Here is a 16,618-nt window from a genome sequence, read left to right as displayed (position 1 = left end):
AGATGGCTGGGATAACTGGATTCGAACCAGTGAAATGACAGAGTCAAAGTCTGTTGCCTTACCCCTTGGCTATATCCCAATAAAGATGGTGGGGAGGGACGGATTCGAACCATCGAACTCGTAGAGAACTGAGTTACAGTCAGCCGCGTTTAGCCACTTCGCTACCTCCCCACTGGTGCCGACTAGAGGAATTGAACCCCCAACCTACTGATTACAAGTCAGTTGCTCTACCAATTGAGCTAAGTCGGCAAATATTGAGCTATAAAATAAAATGGTGGAGGTTAACGGGCTCGAACCGCTGACCCTCTGCTTGTAAGGCAGATGCTCTCCCAACTGAGCTAAACCTCCGCTGCGGATACTATATTATCATCATATTTACTCTAAGTCAACAGAAAACAGAAACTTTTTTACAGTTTTATATATAGCTATATTTGATTTAATGACGCTTTTTTTAATTTTTATTGATTTCTTCAAGTTTTTTTGTATTTTATTTGCTTTTTGTTATAAGAACGATTACAATTTAACTGTATCTAGTAATAGGTACATTTTAAAGGCTCTTGTTTAAGGCCGCTCTCAATGACACATACATTTGCTTTCCTTATTCAAGAGCTTTTATTGTGTCATGAGAGCATTTTTTAATTTGACAAATACTCTAATAGAGACTATATTCATTAAAGCAGAGAGGTGATAGTATGCAAAGATTCACATTTGATGATGAAGATGACTCTATTAAAGACACTAAGAGAGAGAATTCTATTCAACAGGAAGAAAAAGAACCTGAAGTTAAAAAAGTTGTTAAGACTAAAGTGAAACATAAGAGATCACATTCTTTACCTAAACGTACTAAAACTAAGGTAAAGTATAAAGAGAAATCACATCCTGTGATGACTTTTATTAAGACTTTTGTGTTATTAGTATTACTTGTGATTATATTAGTAGCACTTGCATTTGGTGTACGTTTTTATTTAGATAATCCAGAAACTGTAAAACAGTGGTTCTGGCAAGGTTATCGTTATTTATTTAGATAGTAAAAGAGGTCCTATTGGACCTCTATTTGTTTACCTGAATGATGAAGAAATAAGCCATTGTCTTACCTCTAGGTACATCATAATGTTCTATAAGTGTGAGATAGTCTGAATTTAGTCTTAAATTCTTCTCTACAAGAGATATTTCAGTTGTATAGATAAATACATACCCTTCCGGTAAAACGTGTCTATGGATACGTTTAAAGAAGTTATCGTAAAGATTCTTTAAAGCACGTGTATCTTTCATCTGTGCATAGGTAGGCATATCAGTAAAGATTTCATCAAACATTTCATTATTCACAAAACGATTGGCATCCTTATTTACAAAGTGAATAGCCTGATTAGCTGCAATTGCATTCTTCTTAGCTGCTTCTAAGCCTTCTCCATAAATATCTAATCCCATTGCAAACTTAACTGGTTTAGCCATACATCTTTCAATAAGTGTAACACCACTACCACAGAATGGATCTAATACACGAGAATGCATACCCATATATGGTTTAGCCACTTCCATAAGTGTTGCTGCTACATAAGGCTGCATCGAATTAGAAATAATTTCACGTCTATAATTAAAGCGTGGATTGTCTAATGAACTTAACTTTAAGTAAACATTCACTGTTCCTGGCTTTAATTCTCTAATAAGTATTTCAATATCATAATCAGATGTTACATTCTGTAAGTGTGAAGGCATTTCTTCAATGAGTTCTTGAACTACATCATTGATAACAGCTGATTTCTTTTCTCTCATTTGATCAACCAAACGATAATAGAAACATCCTTCTGCATCATATAAACGGTGTAGTACGTCTACCAAGTTACTTTGCGCAATACGTTTACCAATTAAATGCCCATCCTGAGCAAGTCCTGAGCAACCTGATAATGGGAAAATCATTTCTCTATAATTACGTAAGCCTAGAAGGTCATAAATAGCCTTTGTACGGACTAATACGCCTTGTCCTACTGGTTTATAACGTAAATGCTTCACCTGTTCAAAAAGTGTATATTGATAATAAGGAAGTGTTGTAAGAATAACATCGACTTCTTTATGCAATAAACGGATTGATTTCTTCTTATGATAAGAATAAGAACGAATCATCGGATTTAAGACCTTTAATTGTGCTTTGATATGCTTGCTGTCTACTACTTCTGAATTCATGAGTTCATTCTGGATTTCCTGTAATTCCTTAATATAAGGCTTACAATCATAATGACTCATACCTTTTAAATAAGCATCTTTTACAAAGTCCTTTTCTTCATTCTTATAAGCATCTAGAAGAACAGAAGCCATCATAGAATTTTTAGTATATCCAAGTAGTAATGCCGCATTTTTTCTTACCTTAGGATCTTCATGAGATAAACAATCACATAATTTTTCTACAATAGGTCCATCTAATGTATCAGCAGATGTCATTGACCCTTTTAATTTTATTAGATTTTGACGCAGATCAATGTCTGCGAGAATATTCTTTACAACATTTTTTTCCATATAAAACACCTCATAATCATATCCATTATATCAAATTTATCCCTTTGTTACTATAAAAAAAGTGCCTTAGAAGACACCTTTTTGTGTAATTATGTAACTAAGTGGAACATCAAGTGAGTGAGGATGAGTATTTTCTACTTCCTGGAAATCAAATGCTAAACCAATCGTCAGAGCATCTGTCTTTTTTAAACAACGATCATAAAAACCTCGGCCATAGCCAATACGATTATGATTTGCATCAAACATAAGTAATGGTACTACAATCACATCTAAATCTTTAACATCCATATGTTCATCAGTAGTAGGTTCCAATATATGAAAAGCACCCTCTTTTAAATCATCCATAGTATATATTCTTTGGAAATCTAATTCATCTCCTACACATTTTGGCACATAGATTTCCTTTTCTAGTATATATTTCTCAATCAAATGAAGTGTATCCACTTCATGACGATAAGACATATAAAATCCTATTCTTTTCACATTCTTAAATGCAGGCATTTCTTCTAGATAAGAGGCAATTCTTTTTGAATAAGAAAGAAACGTCTCTTCTTCTAAAGCGAGACGTTTCTTAATCATCTTTTTTCTATCCAATAGCATCTTCTGACATATCAAGCTTAATAAGCTGATTTAATTCAACAGCATATTCCATAGGTAATTCTCTGCTGAATGGTTCAATGAAGCCCATGACAATCATCTCTGTTGCCTGTGCTTTAGTGAGACCTCTGCTCATTAAGTAGAAGAGCTGATCTTCTGATACTTTAGATACAGTGGCTTCATGTTCAATAATAGAATCATTATTGGCCATGATATTTGTAGGTACTGTATCACTTGTAGAAATCTTATCTAGAATTAATGTATCACATTCTACCTTGCTCTTACAGTCATACGCATTCTTGTTATGACGGACAAGTCCTCTATAGTTTGTCTTACCACCATTTCTGGCAATAGATTTAGAAATGATCTGACTTGATGTATGAGGTGCTGCATGAATCATCTTAGCCCCAGAATCAATAATCTGACCTTTATCTCCTACCGCAATAGTAATAACTGTACCCTTGGCTCTTTCTCCTGCAAGAACACAGCAAGGATATTTCATAGTAACAAGTGAACCGATGTTACCATCTACCCATTCCATTGATCCACCTTCCATAACTTTAGCACGCTGTGTTACTAGGTTATAGATATTCTTAGACCAGTTCTGGATTGTTGTATAACGACAATGTGCATTCTTGCCGACAATAATTTCTACAACACCAGCATGAAGTGAATCTTTAGAATAAGAAGGTGCTGTACATCCTTCTACATAATGGATATCTGATCCTTCATCTACAATAATTAAAGTTCTTTCAAACTGTGCCATACGTTCAGAATTGATTCTAAAATATGACTGTAATGGCTTATCTAATTTAGTATGAGGTGGTACATAAATAAATGATCCACCTGACCAGACAGCCCCATTTAATGCAGAGAACTTGTTATCGTAATATGGAATAACAGTATCAAAATACTTCTTGAAGATTTCTGGATATTGTTTTAATCCAGAATCAATATCTAAGAAGATAACACCCTTCTCTTTGACTTCTTCAAGCATATTATGATAAACAACTTCAGATTCATATTGAGCACTTGCCCCAGCTAAGAACTTCTGTTCTGCTTCAGGAATACCTAAACGATCAAATGTATTCTTAATTGTTTCTGGTACTTCTTCCCATTTATCTGTTTTAGTATCTGATGGACGATTATAGTATGTATAATCATCAAAATCCATCTTAGATAAATCAACACCCCACTTAGGCATTGGCATCTTTAAGAACTGTCTTAATGACTTGATACGGTATTCAGTCATCCATTCTGGTTCTTCTTTAATGGCTGATATTTCTCTAACGATATCTTCATTTAACCCTTTAGGTGTCTTGAAGACAGATACATCCTCATCAGGATGATCTTCTATCACTTCAGCTTGTGGAATATTAAGATTCTCAATAGCCATCTCTATTCCTCGCTTCCTTCTAATAATTTTAAGAATCCAGTCCAGCCTAGAGTCGCACACTTAATACGATTAGCCTGCTTATGCGTATTCTTAAACGCAATCGCTTCTTCAAGAAGTTCTGGATCATATTCTTTTTCATAAATCATATGCATATAGTTATCCACAATATGCGCTGCTTCTTCTTTTGTTTTTCCTTTAACTAGTTCAGTCATAATAGAAGTAGAGGCAGTACAAATGGCACATGCTTCACCATCAAAACGTACATCTTCCACTACATCACCATTAAACTTAGCCTGAACATCAATATCATCAATACATGTACTTGAATCCATATTGACTTTCTGATATGAATCATCATCTACAAGTCCATGGTTTCTAGGGTTCTGATAATGGTCCATAATAATTTCTCTCATGATCATTGGATCATCCAAAGAATGCATCAAGGAAATCATCTCCTTTCTTACATGCTTCAATAAACTGATCAATTTCTTCTTCAGTGTTATAGAAATAGAAAGAAACACGACAAGTTGTTCTTACTTTTAAGAACTCGTCTAGAATCTTTGCACAATGTTCACCCGCTCTAACCGCAATACCATAAGTATTAAATAAGCTGGCTGCATCCTGCGCAAAGACATCTTTAATATTAAAAGCAATAGCCCCTTCTGAGTTTGGGTTATATACAGTGACATTATCCAACTGAGACATCTTCTCAATTGCATAATGACGTAATTCTAATTCTCTTTGACGGATATTTTCCATACCGATGCTCTGTAAGTATTTAACAGCTGCACCTAAGCCAATCACACCTTCAATATGAGGTGTACCTGCTTCAAATTTATAAGGTGGTTCCTTTAGTGTGACAAGTCCACAGCTGTTATAGCGTGAATTAGATCCTCCGCCAAAACGTGTAGGCTTTGTTTCTTCTAATAACTCATATTTACCATAAAGAACACCAACACCTGTAGGACCACACATCTTATGACCTGAGAAAGCTAAGAAGTCCACGTCATCACGAACAACATCTGTGACAATATGTGGTACACTCTGTGCCCCATCTGCCACTACAATAATACCTTTAGAATGCGCATATTCTGTGATTTCCTTAATAGGTACTTCATAACCTAATACATTCGTCACAATCGCAAGTGAAATAATCTTTGTATTCTCTGTTACAGCCTTCTTGACATTTTCTAATGTCATACGACCTTCTTCATCTAGTTCAATATATTTCACAACAGCCCCTGTTTCCTCTGCTACATCAAACCAAGGCAATGTATTAGAGGCATGTTCTGCCACATTCAAAAGAATTTCATCACCTGCTTTTAAATGTGTCTTCGCATAACCATTCGCAATTAAGTTAAGTGAATCTGTTGAACCACTTGTAAATACAACTTCTTCTTTTCTCTTTGCATGAATAAAATGCTGAACTGCTTCTCTCGCTTCTTCATAAGCAACATCCACCTGATGAGATAAATCATAATCTCCACGATGGGCATTTCCTGAATAGCTAGATAAATATTCACATACTGCATCAATCACACATTGAGGCTTTAATGTAGTTGCACCATTATCAAAATAAATCAGTGGCTTACCATGCATGAGTGTCTTCCCATCCAACATTGGAAAGTCTTTTCTTGTATCCTTACAATTCACCATAACTAAGCACCTACCTTTGATAACGCCAATTCAAAACGTTCCTTAATCATCTGATTATCTACAACTTCGACTACTGGCATTAAATAACCATAAGTAATCAGCTGCATAGCTTGACGTTTAGTCAAACCACGAGACTGTAAATAATAAAGATGTTCTTCATCCATCTTCCCTACACCAGCTGCATGAGAGGCCTGGACATCATATTCATCAATATATAAGAATGGATTTGCACTTGCATAACATTTTGGATCAAAGACAATGATCTTATTTGTCTGATGTGAGGCTGAACCATTCTGTCCATTTGTAATTGTACCAATACCATCAATCACAAGATGTGCTTCATCTTTCGCAACACCATAGTTATCCATGATACCAGTAGTATGTGGTGCATTATGTTTTATATGCACCTTATAATGTTTCTTTTCTTTATCCTTTGATAAGGCTGCCATTCTTAATCTGACATCTGCCCCTTCACCATCTAATTCAAATGTATAAGAGGCTTCAATAGAAGCATCAGATAATTCAGAATAGCCAAGCTGAAGCATACTATCATGAGAAGAATGTCCTTCATCTAGATAAGTATTCTTTCCTGTTCCTTCATTTTCATTAAAGAAATTAACATGTGAATAAGCACCGTTAGTAAATGTACGATTTAATACACCGTTTTCTTCAACATGTCTTGTTTCAATCACTTCTGCATGGACATTGTCTTCAAATACATAATGTAGTGACATTTCATTCTTTACATCTACCACTACATGAAGCTGAATGGGTTCTCCATACTTGAATGTGATTGTTGTATCATTCACAACAACTTCTTTAGGAAGATTATCTTCTGTTACCTTCCCATCCACAAAATGAATATAGTGTTCAAAACTATACATTGCTTGTCACCTTATGGCCACATACCCCGATAGAAACAACGTCTTCGTCTTCTTTTTCGAGTTCAATGCCTAATTCTTTCTTTACCCATTCATATCCTTCATTGTTGATCTTTTCAATTAGTTCAAAGCCTCCTTCTACTACAATGTTTCCATCTACTAATACATGTACATGTGTAGGCTTTACTAATTCATATAATCTTTCATAGTGAGAAACCATAACTAGAGCAAAGTCTTCCTTTTTTGTTTCTCTCATCTCATTGATATTATCAGCGACGATACGTAACGCATCAACATCTAGACCTGAATCAATTTCATCTAATAATGCGAATTTAGGTTCTAGTAATTTCATCTGAAGAATCTCATTGCGTTTCTTTTCTCCACCTGAGAACCCTTCATTTAAATAACGATGAGCTAAATTACTATCCATTTCTAAGTCTTCTGTTGCATGGTCCATAGCCTTAATAAACTGATAAAGACTTAATGGTTTTTCTCTTCTCGCATTCATTGCAGAACGGAGGAAATCAGAGTTTGTGACACCTGGAATTTCCTGTGGATACTGCATTCCTAAAAATAATCCTTTACGGCTTCTTTCATCTACACTCATAGAAAGAACATCTTCACCATCTAATGTGATTGTACCCTGAGTTACTTTATATTTAGGATGACCCATGATTGTACCTAATAATGTTGACTTCCCATTTCCATTAGGACCCATCAATGCATGTGTTTCTCCTGTATTAATTGTTAGATTAATTCCCTTCAAAATCTCCTTGTCGCCAATCGCAACATGAAGATCCTTTATACTCAAAACTGACATCTTTTTTTCACCTCGAGAATCATTATAAAAGATTAAACGTTCAACCTCAAATAATATGATAAAGAATTATGTCTTTTTATGTGAAACATGGGTAATTATTTGAAAAAAATCACCTACCATGTATAATATATATGTTACGCAAGGAGGGTACGTATGAAAGCCAAAAAAATAGCGGCGCTATGTTTAGCGAGTGTTTTATTACTAAGTGGCTGTGGTGGTAAAACTGTAGATGGAAAGAGCGTAGTGGCTTCAACTAGTGAAGGTCATGTTTATGCAGATGATGTTTATGATACATTAATTTCTACTAGTTCAGGTAAGTCAGCAGCATTCCAGTATGTTCTTGATCAGTTGATCAATAAACAATATCCTATTACAAGTGATATGAAAGATAATGCAAGTGATATGCTTGATAGTATTAAGAATTCTTATAAGAGCAAATATGGTGAAGATTCTTATGAAAAACAGTTTAAGAGCGATTTAAAGAGTGCTGGCTACGCAAGTGAAAGTGAATATAAGAAGAAACTTATTTATTCTTTACAGTATGCAGAATTAGTCAAACACTATGTAAAGACACATTATGATACTGTATTCGAAGATTATTATAAGGTTGCCACACCTCGTATGATCTCTATGATTAAGATTTCTGTTTCTGATATTTCTAATCCTACTGATTCTGAAAAAGAGAAGTTAGAAGAAGTGCAGGAATTATTAAAGGATGGTAAGAGCTTCGGTGATGTTGCTAAGAGTTATTCAGATGATTCTACGACTAAGAGTGCAAAAGGTTCTTTAGGTGTTGTAGATACTACAAGTAACTTAACAAATACTTATGGTAGTACAATTAATGAAGCAGCTTTCTCTTTAACTGAAGGACAGACTTCTGATGTATTAACAGGTACTGATGGTTATTATATCTTAAAGTGTACTTCTACTAGTAAAGAAAAGATTAAGAAGAAATTAAAGAATGTGACTATCCAGTCTCCATTACTTACTTATGATGATCAAATCATTTATCTTGCATTCAAGACTTATGATATTGAATATAAAGATGCAAAGATTAAAAAAGCAGTCAATGAAGCAATTAAAGAAGGCTTAAAGTCTAGAGCTGCAGAAAGGAAGTAATGAGAATGGCAGAATACAAACAGATCCATAAAGTAGAAGTTGAAAAGAAACCTTTTAAACTTACTAAGAAAATGATTGCATTACTTGTCATTGCGATTGTCCTTGTTGTAGGAGTGATTACAGCTTATATTGTGACTGCTGATAAAGATGGTTATACAAGTTCTGTAAAGGATGGTTCAACAGAAGTAATCAGTGGTGATGTAAGTGTGACTAAGAAAGGTTTATATGAATACTTATTAGACAACTATGGTGCCAATGAAGTATTAAATGAAGCTTACAATAAGATCACTGCAAAAGAGATTACTGACCAGGATGCAATTGATGCAAAAGTAAAGGAACAAAAGAATCGTTATGCTGAATATTCTGGTTCTTTTGAAACTTATGCAAAGAATCAGGGTTATAGTAATGCAAAGGCTTTTGAGAAGGAAGTCGTTGTACCAGAAGCAAAATCTGAACTATTAGAAGAAAAATATTTAGATACAGAGTTCAATGATGTATGTAAGAAATATAATGTTTCTTATTTAAAGATTGTTGAGTATAGTAAAGAATCTGATGCATTAAAAGCATTAAAGACAGTGACTAATGCAGATGCAATGACTGCTTTAATGAATGCAAATAGTTCTAGTTCTACTGATTTAGGTTTTGTATGCAGTAAGAGTTCTACTACTACAGTTGATAAGAAGATCATCAAAGCTTTAAGCAAGTTTACTTCATTAAAGACTGATGGTGTATATAAGGAAGCAGTTAAATTAAGTACTGGTAAATATGCAGTTGTATATGTATACAACACTGATAAGAATGCTCAGAAGAATGATATTGTTGAAAACTTATTAAACCTTGGCGATGTGAAAACAGATATTGAATCTTATTATTTAAAGAAATATAAGTTCACTGTTGAAGATAAAAAGGTTAAGAAACAGATCAAGAAAATTTCTAGTAAATATGTAGACTAAGAGACGTGAGAGCGTCTCTTTTGTGTTAGAATAAAGACAGGAGGTTTTATATGATGGATAATTGTATTTTTTGTAAGATTGCCGCAAAGGAAATTCCTGGCAAAGTTGTATATGAAGATGATACTTGTATTGCGTTCTTAGATTTATCACAGACTACTAATGGACATACACTCGTTATTCCTAAGGAACATTATGATAGCTTTTTAGAAGCAGACCCAGAAGTGATGGCACATTGTATGAAAGTGGCTCAGAAGCTTGCAAATAAGATTGTAGAGAATATGCATGCAAAAGGATGTAATATTCTTACTAATGCGAAAGAAGTCGCTGGCCAGACAGTGCATCATTTCCATATTCATATTATTCCAAGATATGAAGAAAATGATCCAATCAAGATTGAATTTACTGATCGTTCAAATGTTGTAAATCTTGATGATATATACAACGAAATCATGAAATAGAAAAACAGGGATTTAAATCCCTGTTTTTTTAGTACACACAATGATATGACATCTCTTTATATTACGATGTGATTAACCTCTCACAAAGTAGCGTGAAACAAATTCCATATTAATTTCTTTGATTTCTCTTTTACCTTCTATATAATCTTCATACATTTCAAAGGGATCTCCAGCCCCAAACAAGCCGCATCCACTGCAGTTCTCACATCCTGCAGAATCATTACAGTCCAATGCTTCTTGTATGATTCTTTTTCTTTCTTCTCTTGTTGTATCTTTAATGAGTACACTCTTCATATCCATCACCCACTTCTAGTATAGAAATAATAAATACAAATAGCAAGCAATATACCTATCTTTTTGGTATGTTATAAATACTAAGGAAAAGAGATAGCATTTCTACTATCTCTTTCGTATGAATTATTCAGCAGCATCAAAATCTTTAGCAAGTGCTTCTGCTCTTGCACGACGACGTTTAGCATCTACTAGACACTTATCGAATAATGCTTCTGCATTTTCAGGATTGATCTTAACTAACTGAGAGAATCTGTTTTCACTCATTAAGAAGTCTCTGAACTTAGAATAATCAGGAGCCTTAGAATCAATTGTAAGTGGGTTCTTACCTTCTTCAGTTAAACGTGGGTCGTATCTTAATAAGTTGAAGTAACCACATTCAACAGCCCATTTTTCCTGTCTTGAAGAGTTAATTAATCCACCCTTGATATGATGTTCATTACATGGTGCATAAGCAATAATTAATGATGGTCCATCATAAGATTCAGCTTCCTTCATAGCCTTAATAGCCTGCATTGGGTTAGCACCTAAAGCAATCTGTGCAACATATACATGACCATAAGCCATAGCAATCTGAGCTAAGTCTTTCTTAGCAACCTTCTTACCACTTGCAGTGAACTTCGCAATAGAAGCAGCCTGTGATGATTTAGAAGACTGTCCACCAGTGTTAGAATATACTTCTGTATCAAGAACTAATACATTGACATTCTGATCATTAGCAAGAACGTGGTCTAATCCTCCGTAGCCGATATCATAAGCCCATCCGTCACCACCGATGATCCACTGAGACTTAGTCACTAATTCACCCTTCATATCAAGTAATTCCTTGATAGGTTCATTAGCTGAAGCTTCAACTTTTTCTACTAATTCGTTATAAAGAGCCTTTTCTTCTACTCTCTGACCCTTAACAGCTTCATATTTTTCAAGAATTCCTTTTAATTCTGGTTCTACATCATTCTTATTTGCTTCAATGATTTCTAAGATATGTTTAGACATGTAGTTTTCTGCAAGCTTCATACCGAAACCAAATTCAGCATTATCTTCGAATAATGAGTTAGCCCAAGCCATACCATGACCATTCTTATCAGTAGTACATGGAGTAGATGGAGTTGAACCAGTATAGATTGATGAACATCCAGTAGCGTTCGCAATTCTCATATCAGAACCAAATAACTGAGAAGCTAAACGATAATATGGAGTTTCACCACAACCAGCACAGGCACCAGAAGCTTCAAAGTAAGGCTTCATGAATCCAACACCCTTCACTGTAGTTGTAGGATACTTGTCATCTCTATATTCTACATTGTTGTAAACATATTCAGATAAAGCAGAATGTTCTAATTCTTCCTTAACTGGAACCATTGTAAGTGCCTTTTCACCACGTTTACCTGGACATACAGATGCACATAATCCACAACCTACGCAGTTATCAGGAGAAATCTGGATACGGAATGATAATCCTTCAACACCCTTACCAATTGGTTTTAATACATCATTAGTAATATCTTCTGGTGCATTCTTGATTTCTTCTTCAGTCATTAAGAATGGACGGATAGTTGCATGAGGACATACCATAGCACACTGGTTACACTGGATACAGTTGTCTTTTTTCCACTTAGGAACCTGAATAGCAATTGCACGTTTTTCTTTAATTGCAACACCATTCTGCATAGTACCATCAAGCTTATCTAAGAATGCTGAAGTTGGAAGATCATAACCTTCAAGAGCATTGATAGGAGCTACGAAGTTATCAAAGTAATCATCACCAGTTGGTTTTCTTAATGGTAATACAGTTAAGTTAGACCATTCTGGATCTACAGTTACTTCTTCAATTGCATCTTTACCAGCATCGATAGCCTTATAGTTAGCCTGAACAATATTTTCACCCTTATTGCTATAAGACTTCTTAGCCATTTCTTTCATCTTAGTAACAGCTTCTTCAATTGGAAGAATCTGTTCATTTAATGCGAAGAATGCTGACTGTAGGATAGTATTTGTACGTCTACCCATACCGATTTCACCAGCAATCTTGTTGGCATTAATAATATAGAACTTAGCATGTTTATCTGCTAACTGTTTCTTTACTCTATTTGGAAGATAATCAGCGATTTCTTCTTTAGTAAATTCAGTATTTAATAAGAAACGTCCACCATCTTTTAAGTTCTTCAACATATCATACTTTAAGCAGTAGTTGTCTAATGAACAAGAGATGAAGTCTGCTCTATTTACATAGTAAGTTGCTCTAATTGGCTTATTACCAAATCTTAAGTTAGAACGAGTAGCTCCACCAGCCTTCTTAGAGTCATATGCGAAATAAGCCTGGCAGTATAAATCAGTATTATCACCAATAATCTTGATAGAAGACTTATTTGCAGATACAGTACCATCAGAACCTAAACCATAGAATAAGCACTGAGTAACACCAGAATTGATATGGAATCCATGAACATCAGGTAATGATAAATGAGTTACATCATCCTTGATACCAATTGTGAATCCTGTAAATGGATTATCTGAATTTAAGTGATCATAAACAGCCTTGATATGCTGAGGTGTAGTATCCTTAGAACCCATACCATAACGACCACCAATAACTAATGTATCAGCATCTCTAATGACTGAACATACATCAAGGTATAATGGTTCACCAGTAGCACCCATTTCCTTAGTACGGTCAAGTACAGCAATCTTCTTAGCAGTTGCTGGTAAAACAGCCTTTAAGTATTTTGGAGAGAAAGGTCTATAAAGATGTACTTTAATAACACCAACTTTTTCTCCTTCTTTAGCCATTTCATCAATTGTATCTTCAATAGTTTCAGTTACTGAACCCATTGCGATAATAACTCTATCTGCTTCTGGATCACCATAGTATGTAAATGGTGCATATTCTCTACCAGTAATTTCAGAAATCTTCTTCATGTAATCTGCAGCAATTTCTACAACTGCATCATAATGCTTATTCTGAGCTTCTCTGCTCTGGAAATAAATATCATCATTATCTGCACCACCACGTTCTACTGGATTAGTATGTGGGTTAAGTGCGTTTGCTTTAAATTTCTTAATTGCATCATAATCTACTAATGAAGCTAAAGTTTCATAATCAAGAACTTCTACTTTCTGAATTTCGTGAGATGTTCTGAAACCATCAAAGAAATGGATAAATGGTACACCTGCTTTAATTGCAGTTAAGTGTGCAACACCAGCTAAATCCATAACTTCCTGTACAGAATGTGAACAAAGCATAGGGATACCTGTTTGACGGCAGGCATAAACATCCTGATGATCCCCAAAGATATTTAATGAACTAGTTGCAAGAGCTCTTGCAGCTACATGGAAAACACCTGGAAGCATTTCACCCTGAATCTTATAAAGGTTAGGAATCATTAATAATAGACCCTGAGATGCAGTAAATGTAGTAGCTAAAGCACCACCCTGTAAAGCACCGTGTACAGCCCCAGCAGCGCCTGCTTCTGACTGCATTTCAACTACGTTTACAGCAGAGCCAAAAATATTTTTTCTTCCCTGTGAAGCCCATTCTTCAGCATGTTCAGCCATTGGTGAAGAAGGGGTAATTGGATAGATACTTGCTACTTCAGAAAATGCATATGCAACATGAGCGGCAGCAGTATTACCATCCATAGATAAATACTTCTTAGACATAATCTTTCAATCCTCCTTATCTACCATTATACGCTGATATGCAATAAAATACTATAATTAATTATTATCATGTATTTTATCTAAAGTGAGAAGTTAAATTCCACCCAGGTCAAAGTTGCGTTTAGTCTTTCACTTCTTTTCAGTTATTTTTTCTCCTTCAGTTCTATAATTACTGTGATGTCTGTTTCTCTATTTCATGAAAGGCTGATTATCATAGCTAAATCAAATAAGAATCTGCATCTTGCCCTTGCAGAAATAGAAATGATTCTACTAAGGCTTCTATCACTGCTACTCTTGGAAAAGATAAATCAACTATAGGTAAAAAAATAAAGGCACCTAGAAAACATTCACATGTTTGCAGTTTTGATCCTGCGTGTGCCAACAAGGACAGATGCAGAAGGACTGGAGAAAGATAATACAGAATATTAAGTTGAGGCATTTAACATATCAATATACATTATTATTCAAACAGATTTGTTGCATAATGTAATCAAGAAGGAAAGAAAAGCAGAGAAGAAACAAAAAAACTGATGCAGATGATGCAGATATTATAGAAAAACTTGATAGTGTTGATTCTAAAATGGGATATTTAAAAAACTTATCAGAGAAAATATCGAAAACGCAAAAAAAGATCAGAGCATATAACCCTGGTCTCAGACTATTGACAAACTAAAATTCAAACTATTACCACTCTTTTCATTGACACTCTAGAGCTGACTATACTATTATTTTCCAGTCAAATGGGGAGGAGTTATATAGATGAAAACAAAAATGTCTTTAAAAGAATGGCTTCCGTTAATCGGTATGACTATTTCAGCTTTTTTAGTAAATACATCTGAATTCATGCCAATAGGTTTGTTGACAGATATTTCCAATGATTTCAACATGACAGCAGCACAAGCAGGTGTCATGATCACAGCTTACTCATGGACTGTGACAATATTGTCTCTGCCACTTATGTTACTTGCATGTAAAATAGAACCAAAGAAACTTTTATTAGGCACACTTACTGTATTTTCCACATGCCAGGTGCTCTCTGTTATTTCCATTGGTTTTCCATTTCTAGTCGTATCACGTATTGGTGTTGCCTGTGCACATTCTATTTTCTGGGCCATTGCTTCACCACTTGCAGTCCGTGTCGTATCTAAAGAACATCAATCAAAAGCACTCAGTGCTATTATTACCGGAACTGCTATCGCAATGGTTCTTGGAATGCCGCTTGGTAGAATGATTGGACTTCAGATTGGATGGAGAATGACTTTCTTATGTGTGGCAGTCATTTCATTCCTAGTCCTTGTCTATCTTGCATTCGTATTCCCAAAGATAGAAAATACAGAATCATTTTCTATCAATCAGCTTCCAGAACTTTTCAAGAATTCAAGACTAATGATTACTTATATCATTACATTCCTTTTTGCAACTGGATACTATACAACTTATAGTTACATTGAACCATTTTTACAGAGAGTTGCTGGATTTCCAAGCACCCTAGTGACTATCACATTAATGTTATTTGGTGTTGCTGGACTTTCAGGAAGTTATCTCTTTTCTCGATATTATGATGATCACCGTTTTGCATTTGTACAAGCAGTTCTATTTGGTTTTGCAGGTGCTCTAGGCCTTCTATATCCTGCTTCAATCAATATGTATATGATCATATTAGTATGTGCTATCTGGGGTATAGCCGCAATGGCTTTTCAAACAAGCTTTCAGGCTGAAATCATTGGATGTGTTTCTACAGCCGCTTCATCTGTTGCCATGGCAATTTTCTCAGCTATCTTCAATCTAGGGATTGGAAGTGGTACCTGGCTAGGTGGAGTCGTTTATACAAACACTTCTTTAAACTTCATCGGTTTTGTAGGCGCAATGATTGTACTTGTTGCTGCATTCATTAGTTTTATAAAATTCCGCAGCAAATAGGATATCCTTAGGGGGGTATCCTTTTTAGTATAATTAATTATCACCCTGTATTTTTACTATTAAATCTTTCTATCAAATGCATTTAATGTTAGAATGGAGATGAAATATACAAAAGGAGCATAAAATGAATACGAAAAATTGTTTTATTGGTCAATCTGGTGGGCCTACGGTTGCTATCAACGCCTCTCTTGCAGGTGTTATTACTCAATGCCAGGAAGAAGGATTTACTCATATTTATGGTATGGTTAATGGTATCCAGGGACTATTAGAAGATCACTTCATGGATCTAGGTACAACATTTAATTCTGAGGAAAAAATTGATGCATTAAAGCATTCCCCAGCAATGTATTTAGGAA

The 16,618-nt window shown here is 34.9% G+C and carries 15 protein-coding genes and 4 tRNA genes; 6 read left to right on the top strand and 13 right to left on the bottom strand.

What is annotated here, in order from left to right:
• Window positions 1-3 precede the first annotated feature (3 nt).
• From DW269_RS02300 to DW269_RS02285, 4 genes are all read right to left on the bottom strand, one after another.
• Window positions 4-79, bottom strand: a tRNA-Gln gene (locus DW269_RS02300).
• Window positions 80-86: 7 nt separating this feature from the next.
• Window positions 87-171, bottom strand: a tRNA-Tyr gene (locus tag DW269_RS02295).
• A gap of 2 nt (window positions 172-173) precedes the next feature.
• A tRNA-Thr gene (locus tag DW269_RS02290) sits at window positions 174-249 on the bottom strand.
• A 23-nt stretch (window positions 250-272) separates the two neighbouring features.
• Window positions 273-348, bottom strand: a tRNA-Val gene (locus tag DW269_RS02285).
• 344 nt (window positions 349-692) lie between these two features.
• On the opposite strand from DW269_RS02285, the gene DW269_RS02280 reads away from it, so the two are divergent.
• Entirely contained in the window at window positions 693-1,028 is a 336-nt protein-coding gene (locus DW269_RS02280) for a hypothetical protein (RefSeq protein ID WP_117458379.1), read from the top strand.
• A gap of 22 nt (window positions 1,029-1,050) precedes the next feature.
• On the opposite strand, the gene DW269_RS02275 is transcribed toward DW269_RS02280, so the two are convergent.
• The 7 genes from DW269_RS02275 to sufC all read right to left on the bottom strand — a co-directional run bounded on the left by DW269_RS02275 (window position 1,051) and on the right by sufC (window position 7,861).
• Window positions 1,051-2,511: a hypothetical protein gene (locus DW269_RS02275; protein WP_117458378.1), complete on the bottom strand. Its 1,461-nt coding sequence runs from the start codon at window positions 2,509-2,511 to the stop codon at window positions 1,051-1,053.
• A 66-nt stretch (window positions 2,512-2,577) separates the two neighbouring features.
• Window positions 2,578-3,105, bottom strand: coding sequence for a 5-formyltetrahydrofolate cyclo-ligase (locus DW269_RS02270; protein WP_158546285.1), 528 nt, complete (start codon window positions 3,103-3,105; stop codon window positions 2,578-2,580).
• Window positions 3,098-4,504 (bottom strand): Fe-S cluster assembly protein SufB, encoded by a 1,407-nt coding sequence (gene sufB, locus DW269_RS02265; RefSeq protein ID WP_117458376.1) that lies wholly within the window; start codon window positions 4,502-4,504, stop codon window positions 3,098-3,100. Before sufB ends, DW269_RS02270 begins: the two co-directional genes overlap by 8 nt.
• 2 nt (window positions 4,505-4,506) lie before the next feature.
• Entirely contained in the window at window positions 4,507-4,944 is a 438-nt protein-coding gene (sufU, locus tag DW269_RS02260) for a Fe-S cluster assembly sulfur transfer protein SufU (protein ID WP_006506422.1), read from the bottom strand.
• On the bottom strand, window positions 4,928-6,160 hold the full coding sequence (locus tag DW269_RS02255) for an aminotransferase class V-fold PLP-dependent enzyme (RefSeq protein WP_117458375.1): 1,233 nt from the start codon (window positions 6,158-6,160) through the stop codon (window positions 4,928-4,930). The genes sufU and DW269_RS02255 overlap by 17 nt, the downstream gene beginning before the upstream one ends.
• A gap of 2 nt (window positions 6,161-6,162) precedes the next feature.
• Entirely contained in the window at window positions 6,163-7,044 is an 882-nt protein-coding gene (locus tag DW269_RS02250) for a SufD family Fe-S cluster assembly protein (protein WP_117458374.1), read from the bottom strand.
• Window positions 7,037-7,861, bottom strand: coding sequence for a Fe-S cluster assembly ATPase SufC (gene sufC / locus DW269_RS02245; protein ID WP_117458373.1), 825 nt, complete (start codon window positions 7,859-7,861; stop codon window positions 7,037-7,039). Before sufC ends, DW269_RS02250 begins: the two co-directional genes overlap by 8 nt.
• A gap of 153 nt (window positions 7,862-8,014) precedes the next feature.
• On the opposite strand from sufC, the gene DW269_RS02240 reads away from it, so the two are divergent.
• The 3 genes from DW269_RS02240 to DW269_RS02230 are packed head-to-tail and all read left to right on the top strand — an operon-like array spanning window position 8,015 to window position 10,391.
• Entirely contained in the window at window positions 8,015-8,980 is a 966-nt protein-coding gene (locus tag DW269_RS02240; protein WP_117458372.1) for a peptidylprolyl isomerase, read from the top strand.
• A 5-nt stretch (window positions 8,981-8,985) separates the two neighbouring features.
• On the top strand, window positions 8,986-9,933 hold the full coding sequence (locus DW269_RS02235) for a hypothetical protein (protein WP_226793825.1): 948 nt from the start codon (window positions 8,986-8,988) through the stop codon (window positions 9,931-9,933).
• 53 nt (window positions 9,934-9,986) lie between these two features.
• Window positions 9,987-10,391, top strand: a complete 405-nt coding sequence (locus tag DW269_RS02230) for an HIT family protein (protein ID WP_117458422.1) — start codon at window positions 9,987-9,989, stop codon at window positions 10,389-10,391.
• A 72-nt stretch (window positions 10,392-10,463) separates the two neighbouring features.
• On the opposite strand, the gene DW269_RS02225 is transcribed toward DW269_RS02230, so the two are convergent.
• Complete coding sequence (locus DW269_RS02225; protein ID WP_117458370.1) at window positions 10,464-10,685, bottom strand: hypothetical protein; 222 nt, start codon at window positions 10,683-10,685, stop codon at window positions 10,464-10,466.
• A gap of 123 nt (window positions 10,686-10,808) precedes the next feature.
• On the bottom strand, window positions 10,809-14,342 hold the full coding sequence (gene nifJ / locus DW269_RS02220; protein ID WP_117458369.1) for a pyruvate:ferredoxin (flavodoxin) oxidoreductase: 3,534 nt from the start codon (window positions 14,340-14,342) through the stop codon (window positions 10,809-10,811).
• Between the two features lie 759 nt (window positions 14,343-15,101).
• On the opposite strand from nifJ, the gene DW269_RS02215 reads away from it, so the two are divergent.
• Together DW269_RS02215 and DW269_RS02210 are read left to right on the top strand one after the other, a co-directional pair.
• Window positions 15,102-16,262, top strand: coding sequence for an MFS transporter (locus DW269_RS02215; protein ID WP_117458368.1), 1,161 nt, complete (start codon window positions 15,102-15,104; stop codon window positions 16,260-16,262).
• A gap of 124 nt (window positions 16,263-16,386) precedes the next feature.
• Window positions 16,387-16,618 (top strand): 6-phosphofructokinase (locus DW269_RS02210; RefSeq protein WP_370446077.1); only part of this gene is annotated, 232 nt, incomplete at its 3' end.

Origin of the sequence: Catenibacterium sp. AM22-6LB, from assembly GCF_003435615.1 — a bacterium.
GTDB lineage: Bacteria > Bacillota_I > Bacilli_A > Erysipelotrichales > Coprobacillaceae > Catenibacterium > Catenibacterium mitsuoka_A.
This window is presented reverse-complemented; position numbering and strand designations above follow the sequence as displayed.